This window comes from Acetobacter lovaniensis (assembly GCF_014207635.1).
GTDB lineage: Bacteria > Pseudomonadota > Alphaproteobacteria > Acetobacterales > Acetobacteraceae > Acetobacter > Acetobacter lovaniensis.
In genome coordinates this window covers 20,392-36,449 of record NZ_JACHIE010000006.1, presented here as the reverse complement: position 1 = coordinate 36,449, position 16,058 = coordinate 20,392, and the positions used below count along the sequence as shown (strand labels likewise).

The following is a 16,058-nucleotide window of genomic DNA, read 5'->3' as shown; positions in this document are numbered from 1 at the left end:
CCCCCGCGAGCATGAGCATCCATGATTGAAAATTTTGAATTCGGACGGCTTGTTGTTATCGGCGACCTGCTGCTGGACCAGTATGTTTTTGGCGCGGTGGAGCGGATCTCGCCCGAGGCCCCCGTGCCGGTACTGCGCAAGGCCCGCCAGAGTGCCGTACCCGGCGGGGCCGCCAATGTGGCCGTCAATGCCGCGGCACTGGGCTGTAGGGTCAGCCTGATTGGCGTTGTCGGGCAGGATGAAAACGCCCAGACCCTGCGCAACGCCCTTGCCGCATGGCCCGGCATAGACGTGCACGGCCTTGTGGCTGAACCGGGCTGGGCGACCATTTCCAAAATGCGGGTTGTCAGCGGGCACCAGCAGATCGTGCGCATTGATGATGAAACCATTATCGACTTTTCCCCCGCCACCCGGAACAGCCTGATCGCGCACTGCATTGCCGCACTGGATGAGGCAGACGTGCTGATCTGCTCGGATTACGCCAAGGGTGTTCTGTCCGAGCCGGTGCTACAGGCCGTTATCGGGCATGCACGGGCCAAAAATATTCCCGTTATTGTGGACCCCAAGCGCAAGACCTTTGCCGCATACCGTGGCGCCAGCCTGATAACCCCCAACCGGGCAGAAATGGCCGTGGCCACCGGCCTGCCCCTGCACACGAACGCAGAGGTGGAACACGCGGCTCAGGCGGCCTCCGCCCAGTTCGGGGGCGATGTGCTGATCACCCGCTCCGAAGAGGGCATGACCCTGTGGCAGCGTAACGGACATATCCGCCATCAGGTCGCCCGCAAGTCCGAGGTGTATGATGTCTCGGGGGCCGGGGATGCGGTGGTCGCCACCATTGGCAGCGTGCTCTCCGCCGGGCAGGACCTGGATACCGCCATTGTCATTGCCACGGTGGCGGCCTCCATTGCCGTCAGCAAGCTGGGCACCGCCGCCGTTACCCGCGCCGAGCTGGCCGAGGAGCTCAAGGAAGACAACCCCGATACGGGGCTGATCGCCACATGGCCACAGGCCTGCGCGGTCATGCGCCGGTGGCACCAGCACGGGGCCAGCGTTGTGTTCACCAATGGCTGTTTTGACCTGCTGCATCCGGGGCATGTCTCCCTCCTTCATGCTGCGGCACAACTGGGGGACAAGCTGGTGGTGGCCATTAACAGCGATGCCTCCGTCCGCAGGCTCAAGGGCCCAACCCGCCCCGTGCAGGACGAAATGGCGCGCGCCACGGTGATCCGCGCCCTGCGCGACGTGGACATGGTGGTCATTTTTGAAGAAGACACCCCACTGGAGCTGATTACCGCCCTCCAGCCCGATGTGCTGGTTAAAGGGGCGGATTACACAGAGGATACCGTAGTCGGGGCCGATGTGGTCAAGGCCGCCGGGGGGCGGGTGGAACTGGTCTCGCTGGTCGCGGGCTGTTCAACCAGCAATCTGGTCCGGAAAATGAACGCACCGCACGCCAAACCTTCCAATGTCTGAGCATACGGCGCAGCCCGGCACACCGCCATGGGCCGCATGGCTGGCCCTTAAGGCGCTCCCCTTATGGAGCAGCGCAGGCTACGACCCCACCCGCCACCTGTACCACGAGCGGCTGGCGTTTGATGCCACCCCACTGCCCCTGCCGCATCTGCGCCTTATGGTGCAGGCCCGCCAGATTGCCACCTTCTGCCAAGCCCGGCTGGATGGTGTTTTTAACGCGGCAGACAACGCCCTGCACGCTCTGGCCACAGTGCAGGCCCGCTACTGGCAGACCGATGGCCAGCCGGGCTGGGTGTTTGCCATCGGGCCAGATGGCCGCCCTTCCAGCACCGTGCGCGACCTGTATGCCCACGCCTTTATCCTGTTTGCCTACGCATGGGCCTACCGCCTGAGCGGGGAGCCCGCACTGCTTGCGGTTGCGCAAAAAACCGTGCTGGAGGTGGAAAGCATTTTCCATGCTCCCCACGGCGGCTTTGCCGATGCCGTGCCCGCACCAGATGCCACCCGCCGCCAGAACCCGCACATGCACCTGCTGGAAGCGTATCTCGCACTTTTTGAGGCCACGGCGGACCAGTTTTACCTCGACCGCGCGCAATCTCTGGTCACTCTGGCGCACGAGCGCTTTATCAGCCCGCGTTCGGGTCTGTTGCTGGAATTTTTTGGCCCCGACTGGACACCCAGCCACGCATACGGCCAGAACCCGGTGGAACCGGGGCACCTGTTTGAGTGGGCATGGCTGCTTGGCGCCTATACGCGCCTCAACCCCACCGATAAGGCCGTACCAGCACTGCGCCATGTGGCCGAACATCTTTACCAGTCCGGCAGGCGGCATGGTGTGACCCACCGGCTTGTGCGGGACGGCATGATGGATGACGGCACGCTCACCCAGACCGGCACCCGCATCTGGCCCCAGACCGAGCTGCTCCGCCTGCTGGCATGCAGGCAGGCAGAAGGAGGCAGCACTGCGGAAGACAGCCGACTGCAAACCGACCTGACCCGCTTATTTTTTGCAGATTTTGCCCCCGCACACCTGCACGGCGGCTGGATCGACCGCATGGGGCCAGACGGCACACCAGCGGTGGACCACATGCCAGCAAGCTCGCTCTACCATATTTATGGTGCGGCAAAAGCTCACCTGCCCCCACCCGAACACACCTGAACACTCAAGCAGCAACCCGACCGGGCATGGGAAGAGGGCAAAAACACCCGGCCCTTAAGCCTGTGCCGCAAGGGCCACTACAGGCTCAGGCTCAGGCTCAGGCTCAGGCTCAGGCTCAGGGCCGGTAGCGGAACAGGTTCAGGTCCTCATAGGCAATATCTGGCTTGCGGTTGGACATAATATCCGCCAGCACGCGGGCAGACCCGCAGGCCATGGTCCAGCCCAGCGTGCCATGGCCCGTATTGGTGTACAGGTTATCCAGCCCCGTGCGGCCGATAATGGGGGTGCCATCCGGTGTCATGGGGCGCAGGCCGGTCCAGAACTGGGCTGCGGGTACGTTGCAGCAGTCGGGGAACAGGTCTGTTACCGAATGTTCCAGCGTGGCCCGCCGTGGCGCACGCAGGCGGGTGCTAAAGCCCGCCAGTTCCGCGGTGCCGCCAATGCGCACACGGTCGCCCAGACGGGTAATGCCGATTTTGAAGGTTTCATCCATAATGGTGGAAACCGGGGCGCGCGCCGCATCGGTAATATCCGCCGTAAGGGAATAGCCCTTGACCGGGTAAATCGGCAGGTCCAGCCCCAGAGGCCGCACAAGAGCAGGGGAAAAACTGCCAAGTGCCAGCACATAGCTCTCAGCATTCAGCACCCCGCGTGATGTTTCCACCCCGCTGACCCGCCCGCTCTCACTCCGGATTGCGCGGATATCGGTGTTGTACAGGAAGGTCACACCCGCGGCTGCGGCCATTTCCGCCAGACGCTGGGAGAACATGAAGGCATCGCCCGTCTCGTCCCCCGGCAGGCGCAGGCCACCCACGATTTTGCCAGCCGAAGGCGCAAGACCCGGCTCGGCCTGTACGCACTGGGCGGTATTCAGTTCTTCAAACGGTACGTTGTACTGCCTGAGCACGGCAATATCCTGCGCAATGCCGTCCATCTGCTTTTGGGTGCGAAAGACCTGCAAGGTGCCCTGCTGGCGGTCATCATAGGTAATGCCGGTTTCGCGCCGCAGGTCGCACATGACATCGCGGCTGTATTCAGCCAGACGCACCATGCGGCCCTTGTTGCGGTCATAGGCGGGGGTGTTGCAGTTTTCGAGCATCTGCACCAGCCACTTCCACAGATGCGGGTCGGGCATGGGCCAGAACACAAAGGGGCTGTACTTCATGAACAGCCATTTGGCCGCCTTGAGCGGAATACCCGGCCCCGCCCAAGGGGAGGAATAACCGGGGGACACCTGCCCCGCATTGGCAAAGCTGGTTTCCAGCCCGGCACCGGGCTGGCGGTCCACAACCGTGACCTCATGCCCTGCCTGCGCCAGATACCAGGCGGTTGTGACACCCACAACACCACTACCCAGAACAAGAACCTTCATGATCTCACTCTTTCCCTGCTGCTCTGCCCTCAGGCAGTCCGTGTATAATTGCGATGATAGCGATGCCCGAGCGATGTCAGGACTTCGTAGCCGATCGTTCCTTCAGCGCGGGCCACGTCGTCCACGCCGTATGTTTCGTTCAGCAGTTCCACCATGCCATCGGCCTCAAGCTGGCCCGGCGGAATGGCGGAAACATCCACGGTCATGGAATCCATGGAAATACGGCCCAGTATGGGCAGGGGCTGCCCCCCGAACCACACAAGGCCGTTGGCACGGGCGCGCACAAAACCATCCGCATAGCCTACGCCAATGGTCGCCACACGGCATGGGCCTTCAGCCCGCCATGTCAGCCCGTAACCGACCCGGTCCCCTTTGCTGAGGGTACGGGTCTGCAATACATGCGCCTTCAGCCCCACAACCGGGCGCAGGGGGTTTGGCTCGCCCGGCTGGGGGGCCACGCCATAGAGTGCGGCACCGGGACGCACGAGGCCAAAATGGTAATCCGGTCCCAGAAATACCCCGGAGGATGCGGCAAGGCTGAGCGGGGCAGAAACCGGCAACCGGGCGGCATAGGCCACAAGACGGGCCGCCTGCTCCGCGTTGGCAGGGTTTGCCCGCTCATCCGCACAGGCCAGATGGCTCATGACCAGTTGCACATCCAACCCGTCCAGCACGGCGGGGTTGGCGGCAATATCCGCCACATCCTGCGCGGACAGGCCAAAGCGGGACATGCCCGTATCCAGTTGCAGCACAACACCCACGCGCCGCTGCTGCGCCTGCGCCACCGCACGGACCCAGCCAATCTGCTCCACACTGTTCAGCACCGGGCGCAGCCCATGCGCCAGACAGGCCTCCACCGCATCGGGCCGGGGGCCGTGCAGCACGGTAATACCCACCTGTTCCCCAACATGCGGGCGCAGGGCCAGCCCCTCGTCCACATGGGCAACAAAAAACTGCGTGGCCCCGGCCTGCGCCAGCGCGGGGGCAACCTGTGCCGCTCCCAGCCCATAGGCATCAGCCTTGACCACAGCCGCGCACACCGCGTTGGACACACGGGCCCGAAGCAGGCGGTAATTATGGGCTACCGCATCCAGATTAACGCTCAGCACCGCTCCGGCGCGTTGTGCGGGCCAGCCAGCGTGCAAGGGGGTGGGAGCTTGGGTCACGACATCTATCCGTTCTGTTACGGTATCAGAATTTTACCCCACTCTTTATGGCATATCCTGCCATTGTGGTGCATGATTGGGGCGTTCGCTTTTTATTTTTGCATAATATTGCGCCAAAAGGCCACTAAAGACAGATCATGCCAGACCGCATTAACGAGGCCATTCTCCGCCACCTGCGCCATGATGGCCGCCTGAGCAACGCCGAACTGGCCGAGCGTATAGGGCTTTCCCCCTCGGCCTGCCTGCGGCGTGTGAAAATGCTGGAAAAAGAAGGGGTTATACGCGGGTATCAGGCCATTATCGCCCGCCGCAATGCCCCCCCTGTGGCCACGGTGATTGTGCAGATCACCCTAGAACGCCAGACAGAGGAATGCCTCCGCCGCTTTGAAAGTCGTATCCGCGAATGTCCCGACGTAAAGGAATGCTACCTGATGACGGGAGACGCCGACTACCTGCTCCGGGTGGAAGCGCGCGACATGCAGGATTACGAGCGCATCCATAAGGAGGAATTATCCCGCATGCCCGGTGTTGTGCGCATTCAAAGCAATTTTGCCATCCGCCCTGTTGTTCAGCAGGAAAAAGCACAGACGGGCGGATAAGGTTCAGGTTCAGGTTCAGGCTCAGGTGCAGGTTCAAAAAAACCTACCAGAGTTTCCCCCGGCAGGTTTTTAAAAAGCTCTTTGCCATGACAGGCTGCCAGCCAGACCTTAGTCTTCATCCGGCTGGTCGTTGCCTGCTTTGCCAAGGTCACGCTGGACTTCTGGCAGGCGCAGGAGCGAATCCACATGCATGGCTGTATCCAGCGCCGTATCGGGCTGGAAGTGCAGTTCGGGCACCGTGCGTATGCTCAGCTTGTGAGCAAGCTGGGTGCGCAGCCACGGAGCCACCCGCTTAAGCCCCGGCAGAAGGGCCGCAACATCGCTGCGCCCCAGCCGTGTGACAAAAACAGTGGCATGTTTGAAGTCTGGCGCAAGCCGGACTTCGGTCACGGTAATGGCAACATCGGACAGGTCCGGGTCGCGGAAGGTGGTGCGCGCAAACAGCTCAGCCAGAACGCGCCGCACTTCTTCGCCTACCCGCAACTGCCGCTGCGATGGGCCTCCAGATGAGGAAAAACCGGCAAGATAGTCTGCCGGTCCCCCTGTTTTACTGCCTGATCCGTGGCGACGACTCATGCTGGAATTAACTCGCTTTCAAAGCATTCCACCACATCGCCTTCGCGCAGATCGTTGTAGCCTGCAAAGGAAAGACCACATTCGTAACCCTTGGTCACTTCCTTCTGGTCGTCCTTGAAGCGCTTGAGCTGGCTCAGATCCCCTTCATGGATCACCACGCCATCACGCAGCAGACGCACGCCACAGCCACGTTTGACAACGCCATCGGTCACGAAGCAACCGGCCACCTTGCCAACCTTGCTGATTTCGAAAACCTTGCGGATTTCGGCGTAGCCAAGGAACTTTTCACGATGCTTGGGCGCCATCTTGCCCCGTACGAGCAGTTCCACGTCGTCCGCCACCTGATAGATGATGGAGTAGTAGTGGATGTCCACCCCTTCACGCTGGGCCAGCAGCCGCGCCTGAGAGGTTGCACGCACGTTAAAGGCAATAATGACCGCATCCGACGCCTTGGCAAGCTGCACATCACTTTCCGTGATCTGACCAACCGAGGCGTTGAGAACGCGCACACCCACTTCTTCGTTAGCCAGCTTGAGCACCGTGGTTTGCAGTGCTTCGGCCGAACCCTGCACGTCCGCCTTGATCAGGACGGAGACTTCCTTCTGCACACCGGCCTGAATACGGGCCAGCATCTGGTCAAGCGTGCCGCGGGCCGCAACCTGCCCGGCCACCTGATGTTCCTTCAGCTTGCGCTGGCGGAACTCGGAAATCTCACGGGCACGGTTTTCGTTTTCCACGACCACAAACGGCGCACCAGCAGCGGGAACCCCGGACAGGCCGAGAATTTCCACCGGCATGGACGGACCAGCCACTTCCACCTGACGACCGCGGTCATCAACCAGAGCGCGCACACGGCCCCATTCTGAACCGGCAACCACAATGTCACCCTTGCGCAGCGTACCCTTCTGCACCAGCACGGACGCCACGGAACCGCGACCACGGTCCAGACGGCTTTCAATCACGGCACCTTCGGCTGCACGGTCGGGGTTGGCCTGAAGTTCCAGAATTTCCGCCTGAAGCAGAATGCCTTCTTCCAGCTTGTCCAGCCCTGTGCGCTGGCGTGCGGACACTTCAATGTCCATCACGTCACCACCCATGGATTCGACCACGATCTCGTGCTGCAGCAGGTCCTGACGTACACGGTCAGGCTTGGCGCCGGGCTTGTCCATCTTGTTGATGGCAATGATCATGGGCACATTGGCAGCCTTGGCGTGCTTGATGGCCTCGATCGTCTGCGGCATCACGCCGTCATCGGCGGCAACCACCAGCACCACCACGTCCGTAATGGACGCGCCACGGGCACGCATGGCCGTAAAGGCCTCATGTCCGGGTGTGTCAAGGAAGGTGATCTTGGCACCGGATTCCAGTGTAACCTGATAAGCACCGATATGCTGGGTAATGCCACCGGCTTCACCCGCTGCCACGTCCGTTGTGCGCAGGGCGTCCAGCAGGGAGGTCTTGCCGTGATCGACATGCCCCATGATGGTCACCACAGGCGGACGGGCCAGCATATCTTCGGTCGTGTCTTCCACGCCCTCAATACCCAGTTCCACATCCGCTTCGGAAACGCGACGTACGCGGTGGCCGAATTCTTCCACCACCAGTTCCGCCGTATCGGCATCAATGCTCTGGGTTACGGTGGCCATAACACCCATTTTCATGAGCGCCTTGATCACTTCACCCTGACGGGCGGCCATACGGTTGGCCAGTTCCTGCACCGTAATCGTTTCGGGCAGGATCACGTCACGCACGACCTTGACCTGGTCGGAACGCAGGCGTTCCAGTTCGGCCTGACGGCGTTCACGCTCACGCTGGCGGCGTACGGATGCGAGCGAGCGGGTTTTGTCGTCATCCCCCTCAATCGCGGCCTGCACGTCAATCCGGCCTGCGCGGCGGCCACCGCCGGTCTCACCCTTGCGGCCGCTGCTGTTCTTGCGGGGCGGCACGGCCTTGTTACGGGCTGGGCCACGGCGCTGTTCTTCCTCGCCTTCCGTACCACGACCGCTGCGCAGGCGCAGGGTCTGGGCGGCAGTGACGTCCTTTTCCGCCGCGGGAGCCGCAGCGGTAGCAGCAGCAGGCGTGCGTGCAGGAGCAGCAGGCTTGAGCGGCTTGGCAGGCATGATCGCACGTTCAGCCAGCGGGCGCAGACGCCCCGCAGGAGGTGCGAGTGTAACTTCACCGGGGATTGGCACGGCAGACACGACAGGTGCCTTGACCTCGATCGGCTTGATCGCGTCAATGCGGGCCTTGCGCTCGGCATCGGTCGCTGCGGCTTCTTCAGCGGCGCGCTCTTCAGCCAGACGTCTGTCTTCCTCTTCCTTCCGGCGCGCTTCCTCGGCGGCGGAAAGAATACGAATCTTCTCGGCTTCGCGCCGCTCGGCATCACGCCGTTCGGCGTCTTCCGCCTCTTGCTTCTGTTCCTGAAGCACGCGCTGGCGCATGGCCAGTTCGGCTGCGGTCAGGGTACGGCCGCCACCTGCACGGGAACCGCCGGAGCGCCCACCAGCGCCAGCCGGGGACGGACCACGTTTTTTACGCACTTCCACCTGCACGACCTTTGAACGGCCATGACTGAAACTTTGCCGCACGGACCCGGCATCAACCGTCCGTCCGACCTCCGGACGCCCTGCCGGCCGAAGGGACAAACGCCCCTTACCCTGATCCTGATCCTTGCCTTCGCTCATTGACCCGCCTGTTCACACCCATCCGCCGGAAAGGTCCGGCAGACCCGGGGATCGCCAACGGCCACCCCCGCAAAACGTCTGTTTTCACAACAAAGACGCGTAGCCAGCCCGCCGGCCGCCAGCGCCACATTCACAACACGTTCACGCCCGAAAACCTTAGCCAGTTCTTCAGACGACAACGCATCCACGACAGGAATATCCCGCCCGCCTGAAATCAGGCGGTCCAGTTCTTCCCTGCTTCCGTCCGATGCGTGAACGATAACAGCAGCACGACGCTGCATAACCCATTCGCGCACCTTAACGAAGCCACTAATGGCCTGACCAGCGCGGCGCGCAAGCCCAACCACTTCTACCATCCGCCGGTGCAGACCCACTTCCACCTGAGAGAGAAGATCTTCCGGCACCTTGACCTGCATCCGCGCGGAGCGTGCGAACACGCCGCGTTTGCTGGCCTGTTCTATCACATCCCGGCGGGCACTCAACCATATTCCCCGTCCCGGCAGACGCGCGTCCAAATCAGGGACGACTATGGATGAGGGTGAGATAACAAACCGCACCATCTGAGCCGGAATGCCTTCCTCCCGCGTGACTGCGCACCTGCGGAGGCTGCCCTTCTCTTCTGCTGCTGGCAAGAAATCACCACCCACCCTGTATCAAGGCCTCAGACGCCTGCCCCGCCTTCTGGCGTGGAGGAAGGGGTTGCACCCTCTTCACCCTCAAACCAGTGCGCACGCGCTGCCATGATGATCTCATTGGCGGCGTCTTCTTCTATGGCATCCGACCCCAGAATTTCGACCAGCTCATCGCCAGCCAGGTCACCGAGGTCGTCCAGAGTTTTTACACCCTTTTCGCCCAGAGTCACAAGCATCTGGTTGGTGAACACACCCATATTTGCGATATCGTCAGTAACACCAAGCTCCTGACGGCGCTCATCCAGCTTTTCTTCCTGCCGGACAAGATGGCCTTCGGCGCGCTGGACCAGTTCCTGCACCACCGAGTCGTCAAAGCCTTCAATGCCCACCAGTTCATCGGGGTCGGCAAAAGCCAGTTCCTCGATGCTATGGTAGCCTTCGGTCACCAGCAGGCCAGCAATCACGTCATCCACGTCCAGTGCTTCGACAAACTGGCCGCTGCGGCGACGGAACTCTTCCTGACGGCGTTCGGATTCTTCCGCTTCGGTCAGGATATCAATGTCCCAACGGGTCAGCTGGCTGGCCAGACGCACGTTCTGCCCGCGCCGACCAATGGCAAGGGAGAGCTGGTCATCCGGCACCACAACTTCAACACGCCCGGCTTCCTCGTCCATCACCACCTTGCTGACTTCAGCCGGAGCCAGAGCGTTGACCACAAAGGTCGCGGCCTGCGGGCTCCAGGGGATAATGTCGATTTTTTCGCCCTGCAGTTCGGCCACAACAGCCTGCACGCGCGAGCCGCGCATACCAACGCAGGCCCCGACCGGGTCAATGGAGGCATCGCGCGAGATCACGGCCATTTTGGCGCGGGAGCCGGGGTCACGGGCCACGGCCTTGATTTCGATGATCCCGTCGTAAATTTCAGGGACTTCCTGCGCAAACAGCTTGGCCAGAAAGGCCGGATGCGTGCGGGACAGGAAAACCTGCGGGCCGCGCGGCTCATCACGCACATCATAGATGTAGGCGCGCACGCGGTCGGAGTTACGGAACGTCTCACGCGGGATCAGCTCATCGCGGCGCAGCAGCGCCTCGGCGGAACCGATTTCAACCAGCAGGTTGCCGTATTCGGTCCGTTTGACGGTGCCGTTGACGATCTCGCCCACGCGGTCCTTGAACTCATTGTACTGGCGTTTGCGTTCGTATTCACGCACGCGCTGCACAATAACCTGCTTGGCGGTCTGGGCCGCAATACGCCCGAAATCAATCGGGGGCAGCGGGTCGATCAGATATTCGCCAACCTGAATTTCGGGGCGAAACTTGCGGGCGATGGAGAGAGAGATCTGTGCATCCTCATTCTCCACCTGATCCACAACTTCCGTCCAGCGGGAGAGGCGAACCTCGCCCGAACGGCGGTCGATTGTGGCGCGAATGTCCTTTTCGTGCCCGTATTTGGCGCGGCCAGCCTTCTGGATGGCCTGCTCCATGGCCTCCAGAACCTCTTCACGGTCAATGCCCTTTTCGCGTGAAACAGCGTCTGCCACCAGCAGCAGTTCAGGACGGGAAACGGAGGTATCCATGTTCTCAGCTCTCCAAAACAGGCAGCTTTATCAATGTACCCTGGAAGCAGGCGGCTCTTTTGTGCCATCCTGCTCCACACCTGCATCCGTTGCAGGCTGTACCATACGGGCGCTGTCTTCAATCAGCGCATCGGTCAGCACCAGTCGCGCCTTGCGGATTTCGGCCAGTGGCAGAGCCACTTCCGTGCCGTCATCCAGGCGCATACGGGCCACTGTTCCATCAGACCCCAGAGAAATACCGGCAAAACGACGCCGCCCTTCAATGGGGACCAGAACTTCCGCCTTGGCCTGATGCCCTGCAAAGCGGGTCCAGTCCTTGGCACGTGTGAGCGGGCGGTCAATTCCGGCGGAGGACACTTCCAGCGTCCATGCCCCCGGAATGGGGTCTTCCACGTCCAGCACAGCGCCTACCGCGTGGCTGATCCGCTCACAATCCTCAACATTGATCAACATTCCGTCCGCCCGGTCGGCCATGATCTGCACCGTAGGGCGCTCACGTCCAAGCACTGCCACGCGCACGATCTCGTACCCCATTTCCTCTACGGCAGGGGCAATCAGTGCGAGCAGGCGGCCCTCAAGGCCGGAATGGGCAGAAATATCTTTGTCCAAAGCAAAAAAGGCGGCCCTTCTAAGGCCACCCCCCGAAACGTCATTCAAATTGAGAAGGATGATGCTTTGTCTAGTCCACAAAGGCACAGACTGCAAGGGCAGAAACCACCTCCCCCCTGTTTGTGCACGGCTGACCATAAAAAATAAATTATCGCAGGACCAGTTTTGCGCATTGCGCCAACCCACAGACGTGCTTTTATTGCTTTGGCTGCGACATATCTGCAACGCTCCACTACCAAGGCTAAGGAGGCTGACCGTTATCATGCAGAACAAGCCGGACCCGGCATGGCAGCCTCAGCCCCAGACGGCTGAAAAATCCCCCAATCTGCGGCTCGGGCTTATTGGCATGGCGGCCTGCGTACTTATGGCGGGGGCAGGGCTGCATTTTTATGGCGCAGGCAAAAACACCTCCGGCCCGGCTCTGGGTGCCGAGTCCGCCACTGGCAACGACTCCCAGCGCATGGGGTTGCCCCTTAATGTGATTGCCCCGCAGAATGCGGCGCAGGCACTGGCGGGCTCCAGCTTTTCCGCCCAGCAGCAGGCGGATATTCTGGCCGCTGTCAAACGGCGGGATGTGCGGCTGGTGGCCATGCCGGTCTATGATGCCACCGGGGCTGGCGGCATGATTACCCTTGTCTGCGGCCCATGGCAGCAGAGTGTGGGGCTTACGGCCAGACCCACAACGGTTATCCTGCCCATAAGCATGAGCGGGCATGTGGACATTATCCCCACAGCCCCGCCCGGCCCGGCGGGGATCGGCAGTGGCGCCATAACGGTTTTTGGCCCCATGCCCCTGCCCGTTCTTTATAAACAGGGGGATACCCTTGCACTTACGGTGATCGCGCAATGAAGGGTCTGCTCCCCGCACTAAACCGGCTGATGCCGCTGATGATGGTGATTTTTCTGGTGCTCGCCAGCATCCAGATCGCGCTCAGCCTGCATCTTTCCCTGCATTCCGTGGCCCATGTGCTGCAATGGTGTGCATCTGCCTGGCCTGTTCTGGCGGCATCCGGCCTTGTGCTGAGTGTTGCGGGACTGCTGTTTGAAACTCGGGCCGAACATCTGGCCCGCAAAGGGCTACTACGCCGACGGGGGTTCATCATGGACGTTCTTGCCAGACTGACCAATCGCGCCGAACTGGAAGAAATGCTTGCGCGTGAAAAGCGCGAAACCACCATAGACGCCGAGGAACTGGCCGCAAACCTGCGTGCCCGCGTGATCGGGCAGGATCAGGTGTGCGAGGATATTGCCGTCCAGCTCCGCCGCCGTCTGGCGCTACAGGTGCGTGGCAAGCCGGTTGGCATCTTTTTGCTCGCCGGGCCTCCGGGCACGGGCAAAACCTATCTGGCCAAACAGATGGCCCGCCAGCTCGAACGCCCCCTGCTGCATTTTGACATGACGCAGATGAGCAGCCCCCACGCCGCCACCCAGCTTTTTGGTTCGCCCAAGGGCTATGTCGGCTCGGACACCTACGGCAAGCTGACCGGCGGGCTGAAGGAAAAGCCCGACGCCGTGGTGCTGCTGGACGAAATTGAAAAAGCCCACCCCGATGTGTTCAAGAAGTTCCTGACCGCATGGAACGACGGCCACATTACCGAGGCCTCCACCGGGCAGCAGATTTCCACCGTGCGGGCCATTTTTGTGCTGACCTCCAACATTGCCACCGATGCCCTGACCGAAATTGCCGACCGCCTGCATGATGACCCCGACCGCATGCGTGCCGAATCGGTCGAGGCCCTGCGTCAGGCTGGCTTTGCCCCCGAAGTGCTGAACCGTCTGGACCGTATTTTTGTCTTCCGCGCCCTGCGTGGGCTGGATATTGCCCGTGTTGGCGCGCTGGAAATTGAAGCCATGATCGAAGGCTACGGCCTGAAGGTGGAAACCAGCGGGATTGACGCCTCCCTGCTGGTCGATGTCATGCGCCGCCAGAGCCGCATGGGGGATGCGGCCTCCGCGCGTGATCTGGTCCGCTCCATTGAGGACATGATCAGCGAGTCCCTTATTATTGCCCGCCAGCAGGGGGCCACCATGGTCCGGCTGGTCAAGGAGGACGATGGCACGGTTGTCGCCAAAGTGGCCGACAACCGTGATGACGGGCTACATGCCCGCCTGACCCCCTAACCCGCCACCCCGGCCAAGCCGCTCCCTGACGCCGCCCACACAACCAAGGCTACCGCATGACCGCTTTTACCCGCCTGTGGCACCGTGCCCCGTTATGGCGCGCAGCACTGATAACCGCAGGCGTATGCGGCACACTGTCCGTTCTGTTCCCCGCACCGTGGCTAACCTCCAGCGTGCCGGGCTATGGCGCGCTCAGCAGCAGGATTCGGCACATGCTCCCCTCCTCCCTCGGCGGCACCGAGGCGAGTGATGCGCTGCACCCTGATGAGGACCAGCGCACGGTTTCCATCCCCCCCATGGATGCGCAGTTTGAAGGCTCGGTTGTTTTTGCCGGGCGGCAGCTTCCCCTGCCTGCGGGCAAATGGCACCCGGTTGTGAACTTTCAGGACGATGTGGCCCACGGGGAAGTACTGACGACACTTTATGTCCGCTCCGCTCAGGGCATTGTCACCGGGCTGATCATTGCGCAGGCCACCACCCAGTCCCTTCCCCTTGCCGCCATGACCATGATTCAGGCGCAATGCCACAGTTCCTTCAACTTCATGAACGAGGCAGCCCCGCAGGACGGCAACCGGAGCATATGCTGGATGACCACCCCCATACGGGTGGTGAACAACCTGTTCCTGACTTCCAACGAACCCCTGCAGGCACTCCTGAGTGACCAGATGTACATTCCCCCCGCCGTACAGCGCCTGACCATCATGGGCTTTGACCTGCCCCCTATTCTGGTCGATGCAGGCTGGAATCTGGTGGAAAAAAGCAAATCCGGCACGGGCGTGGATTTTATGAGCGTGCATACGCTGCTCAGCCCGGCCGGAGCCGGGACCCGCCGTGTGCCCGGCGAGCCGGAGAACTGGTCCCGCGCGGGCATGACCGACTCGGCTGCGGTCACGGATTTTGTGCAACGCACCAATGGCTGGCTACGCGGCTGGGTGCCCACGCTCCAGCGTGGGTTTGAAAACAAGCTGACGCCGAACGCTCCCCCCCCGGCGGAAGCCATGGACCCGGCCTTTCACGGCTAGGTCGGGCAGGCCATGACTACAGACCATGGCCTGCCCCATTTTGTCCCTTTACAGAACGGGGGATAAGGCCCCGCCATCGCGCAGCAGGTCGGCTGAAACCTCGACCAGAAAATCCATAACCGTGCGGGTCCGCAGTGGCAGGGTACGCGGGCCGGTATGCACGACGTAAAAAGGCAGGCCGGGAATGTTCCAGTCCGCAAACAGGCGGACCAAACGCCCATTGGCCACCGCATCCCGCACCTGAAAAGCGGGGAGCAGACCAACACCAATGCCCGCTTCCACCGCATACATCACGGCTTCGCTGCTATTGGCGCGAAACACGGCGGTAGGGACAATCACGCTTTCCTCCCCATCCCGCTCAAAATTCCAGTCCAGACGGCTGGAACCGTAATTATAGACAACGCCGGGGTATTCGGTGAGCGCGCGGGGGTGCTCGGGCATGTTGTGGCGTTGCAGGCAGGCGGGAGACGCCACCAGCCACTTGTGCACCAGCCCCAGTTTGCGCGCGATGAGCGTGCCTTCGGCAATTTCGCCCACGCGTACGGCCAGGTCCAGCCCTTCTTCCACCAGGTCTCCAAACGAGTCGCGCATGACCACTTCCACCGACAGGTCGGGGTGGCGGTCCAGCAGTTCGCCCATCCTGCGGGTCAGGCACAGGCCAAAGGCGGTGGTCACGCCCAGCCGCACAAGACCGGAAACCGAAGCACGCCTGCGGCCCAGAACGGTTTCTGCCGTTTCCAGTATTTCCAGCACTTCATAGGCATGGGGGAGCAGGCTGCGACCATCCTCGGTCATGGTCAGGCTGCGGGTGGTACGCGCAAACAGCGTGGTGCCGTAATGCGCCTCCAGCAAGGCAATATGGCGCGAAATTGTTGGCTGGCTGACCCCCGTCTCGCGCGAGACGGCGGAAAATGAGCCTGTAGCGGCAACACGCACAAAACTGTGAAGTGCGGAAAGAAGATCCATGGAGGTCGGCACCGTTTCCTGTGTAGGCGGCTAGCCCTCTCCAGTGCTGCCGACAACAACAGGCAAGACAGTTCCGAGTATGCCGAAAACATGGCCACA

At 61.8% G+C, this 16,058-nt stretch carries 14 protein-coding genes; 6 read left to right on the top strand and 8 right to left on the bottom strand.

Annotated elements, in window-relative coordinates; genetic code table 11:
* Window positions 1-21 precede the first annotated feature (21 nt).
* Both rfaE1 and HNR55_RS08075 read left to right on the top strand, forming a co-directional pair.
* A complete protein-coding gene (gene rfaE1, locus HNR55_RS08080; protein WP_166113717.1) occupies window positions 22-1,476 on the top strand; it encodes a D-glycero-beta-D-manno-heptose-7-phosphate kinase in 1,455 nt (484 codons plus the stop codon).
* Window positions 1,469-2,635, top strand: coding sequence for an AGE family epimerase/isomerase (locus HNR55_RS08075; protein ID WP_166113720.1), 1,167 nt, complete (start codon window positions 1,469-1,471; stop codon window positions 2,633-2,635). The genes rfaE1 and HNR55_RS08075 overlap by 8 nt, the downstream gene beginning before the upstream one ends.
* A 115-nt stretch (window positions 2,636-2,750) precedes the next feature.
* Here the strand turns inward: HNR55_RS08075 and HNR55_RS08070 are convergent, their stop codons facing one another.
* Entirely contained in the window at window positions 2,751-4,007 is a 1,257-nt protein-coding gene (locus tag HNR55_RS08070; protein ID WP_166113723.1) for a D-amino acid dehydrogenase, read from the bottom strand.
* 29 nt (window positions 4,008-4,036) lie between these two features.
* Complete coding sequence (gene alr, locus HNR55_RS08065; protein WP_373318107.1) at window positions 4,037-5,182, bottom strand: alanine racemase; 1,146 nt, start codon at window positions 5,180-5,182, stop codon at window positions 4,037-4,039.
* A 128-nt stretch (window positions 5,183-5,310) separates the two neighbouring features.
* On the opposite strand from alr, the gene HNR55_RS08060 reads away from it, so the two are divergent.
* The gene (locus tag HNR55_RS08060; RefSeq protein ID WP_086646187.1) at window positions 5,311-5,772 is read left to right on the top strand and encodes an Lrp/AsnC family transcriptional regulator; all 462 of its coding nucleotides are present in this window, start codon (window positions 5,311-5,313) and stop codon (window positions 5,770-5,772) included.
* 108 nt (window positions 5,773-5,880) lie between these two features.
* Here HNR55_RS08060 and rbfA read toward each other — a convergent pair whose 3' ends face one another.
* From rbfA to rimP, 5 genes are read right to left on the bottom strand one after another with little or no spacing between them, the layout of a single operon-like run.
* Complete coding sequence (rbfA, locus tag HNR55_RS08055) at window positions 5,881-6,348, bottom strand: 30S ribosome-binding factor RbfA (RefSeq protein ID WP_166113729.1); 468 nt, start codon at window positions 6,346-6,348, stop codon at window positions 5,881-5,883.
* Window positions 6,345-9,032: a translation initiation factor IF-2 gene (gene infB, locus HNR55_RS08050; protein ID WP_166113732.1), complete on the bottom strand. Its 2,688-nt coding sequence runs from the start codon at window positions 9,030-9,032 to the stop codon at window positions 6,345-6,347. Before infB ends, rbfA begins: the two co-directional genes overlap by 4 nt.
* Window positions 9,029-9,679: an RNA-binding protein gene (locus HNR55_RS08045; protein ID WP_166113735.1), complete on the bottom strand. Its 651-nt coding sequence runs from the start codon at window positions 9,677-9,679 to the stop codon at window positions 9,029-9,031. The genes infB and HNR55_RS08045 overlap by 4 nt, the downstream gene beginning before the upstream one ends.
* A gap of 14 nt (window positions 9,680-9,693) precedes the next feature.
* Window positions 9,694-11,241: a transcription termination factor NusA gene (gene nusA, locus HNR55_RS08040; RefSeq protein ID WP_166113738.1), complete on the bottom strand. Its 1,548-nt coding sequence runs from the start codon at window positions 11,239-11,241 to the stop codon at window positions 9,694-9,696.
* A gap of 30 nt (window positions 11,242-11,271) precedes the next feature.
* On the bottom strand, window positions 11,272-11,850 hold the full coding sequence (gene rimP, locus HNR55_RS08035; protein WP_242005496.1) for a ribosome maturation factor RimP: 579 nt from the start codon (window positions 11,848-11,850) through the stop codon (window positions 11,272-11,274).
* 262 nt (window positions 11,851-12,112) lie between these two features.
* On the opposite strand from rimP, the gene HNR55_RS08030 reads away from it, so the two are divergent.
* The 3 genes from HNR55_RS08030 to HNR55_RS08020 are packed head-to-tail and all read left to right on the top strand — an operon-like array spanning window position 12,113 to window position 14,993.
* Window positions 12,113-12,700 carry a hypothetical protein gene (locus HNR55_RS08030; RefSeq protein ID WP_166113744.1) on the top strand — a complete coding sequence of 196 codons (588 nt, stop codon included), beginning with the start codon at window positions 12,113-12,115 and terminating at the stop codon, window positions 12,698-12,700.
* Window positions 12,697-13,971, top strand: coding sequence for an AAA family ATPase (locus HNR55_RS08025; RefSeq protein WP_166113747.1), 1,275 nt, complete (start codon window positions 12,697-12,699; stop codon window positions 13,969-13,971). Before HNR55_RS08030 ends, HNR55_RS08025 begins: the two co-directional genes overlap by 4 nt.
* 56 nt (window positions 13,972-14,027) lie before the next feature.
* Window positions 14,028-14,993 (top strand): hypothetical protein, encoded by a 966-nt coding sequence (locus tag HNR55_RS08020; protein WP_166113750.1) that lies wholly within the window; start codon window positions 14,028-14,030, stop codon window positions 14,991-14,993.
* A gap of 48 nt (window positions 14,994-15,041) precedes the next feature.
* Here HNR55_RS08020 and HNR55_RS08015 read toward each other — a convergent pair whose 3' ends face one another.
* A complete protein-coding gene (locus HNR55_RS08015) occupies window positions 15,042-15,959 on the bottom strand; it encodes a LysR family transcriptional regulator (RefSeq protein ID WP_166113753.1) in 918 nt (305 codons plus the stop codon).
* Window positions 15,960-16,058: the final 99 nt, after the last annotated feature.

Excerpts from the sequence above, each read along its gene's own strand:
- rfaE1 (WP_166113717.1), top strand. The coding sequence starts at position 22 with ATGATTGAAAATTTTGAATTCGGACGGCTTGTTGTTATCGGCGACCTG.
- nusA (WP_166113738.1), bottom strand. The coding sequence starts at position 11,241 with ATGGATACCTCCGTTTCCCGTCCTGAACTGCTGCTGGTGGCAGACGCT.
- HNR55_RS08070 (WP_166113723.1), bottom strand. The coding sequence starts at position 4,007 with ATGAAGGTTCTTGTTCTGGGTAGTGGTGTTGTGGGTGTCACAACCGCC.
- HNR55_RS08020 (WP_166113750.1), top strand. The coding sequence starts at position 14,028 with ATGACCGCTTTTACCCGCCTGTGGCACCGTGCCCCGTTATGGCGCGCA.
- HNR55_RS08075 (WP_166113720.1), top strand. The coding sequence starts at position 1,469 with ATGTCTGAGCATACGGCGCAGCCCGGCACACCGCCATGGGCCGCATGG.
- HNR55_RS08015 (WP_166113753.1), bottom strand. The coding sequence starts at position 15,959 with ATGGATCTTCTTTCCGCACTTCACAGTTTTGTGCGTGTTGCCGCTACA.
- HNR55_RS08025 (WP_166113747.1), top strand. The coding sequence starts at position 12,697 with ATGAAGGGTCTGCTCCCCGCACTAAACCGGCTGATGCCGCTGATGATG.
- HNR55_RS08060 (WP_086646187.1), top strand. The coding sequence starts at position 5,311 with ATGCCAGACCGCATTAACGAGGCCATTCTCCGCCACCTGCGCCATGAT.
- infB (WP_166113732.1), bottom strand. The coding sequence starts at position 9,032 with ATGAGCGAAGGCAAGGATCAGGATCAGGGTAAGGGGCGTTTGTCCCTT.
- HNR55_RS08030 (WP_166113744.1), top strand. The coding sequence starts at position 12,113 with ATGCAGAACAAGCCGGACCCGGCATGGCAGCCTCAGCCCCAGACGGCT.
- rbfA (WP_166113729.1), bottom strand. The coding sequence starts at position 6,348 with ATGAGTCGTCGCCACGGATCAGGCAGTAAAACAGGGGGACCGGCAGAC.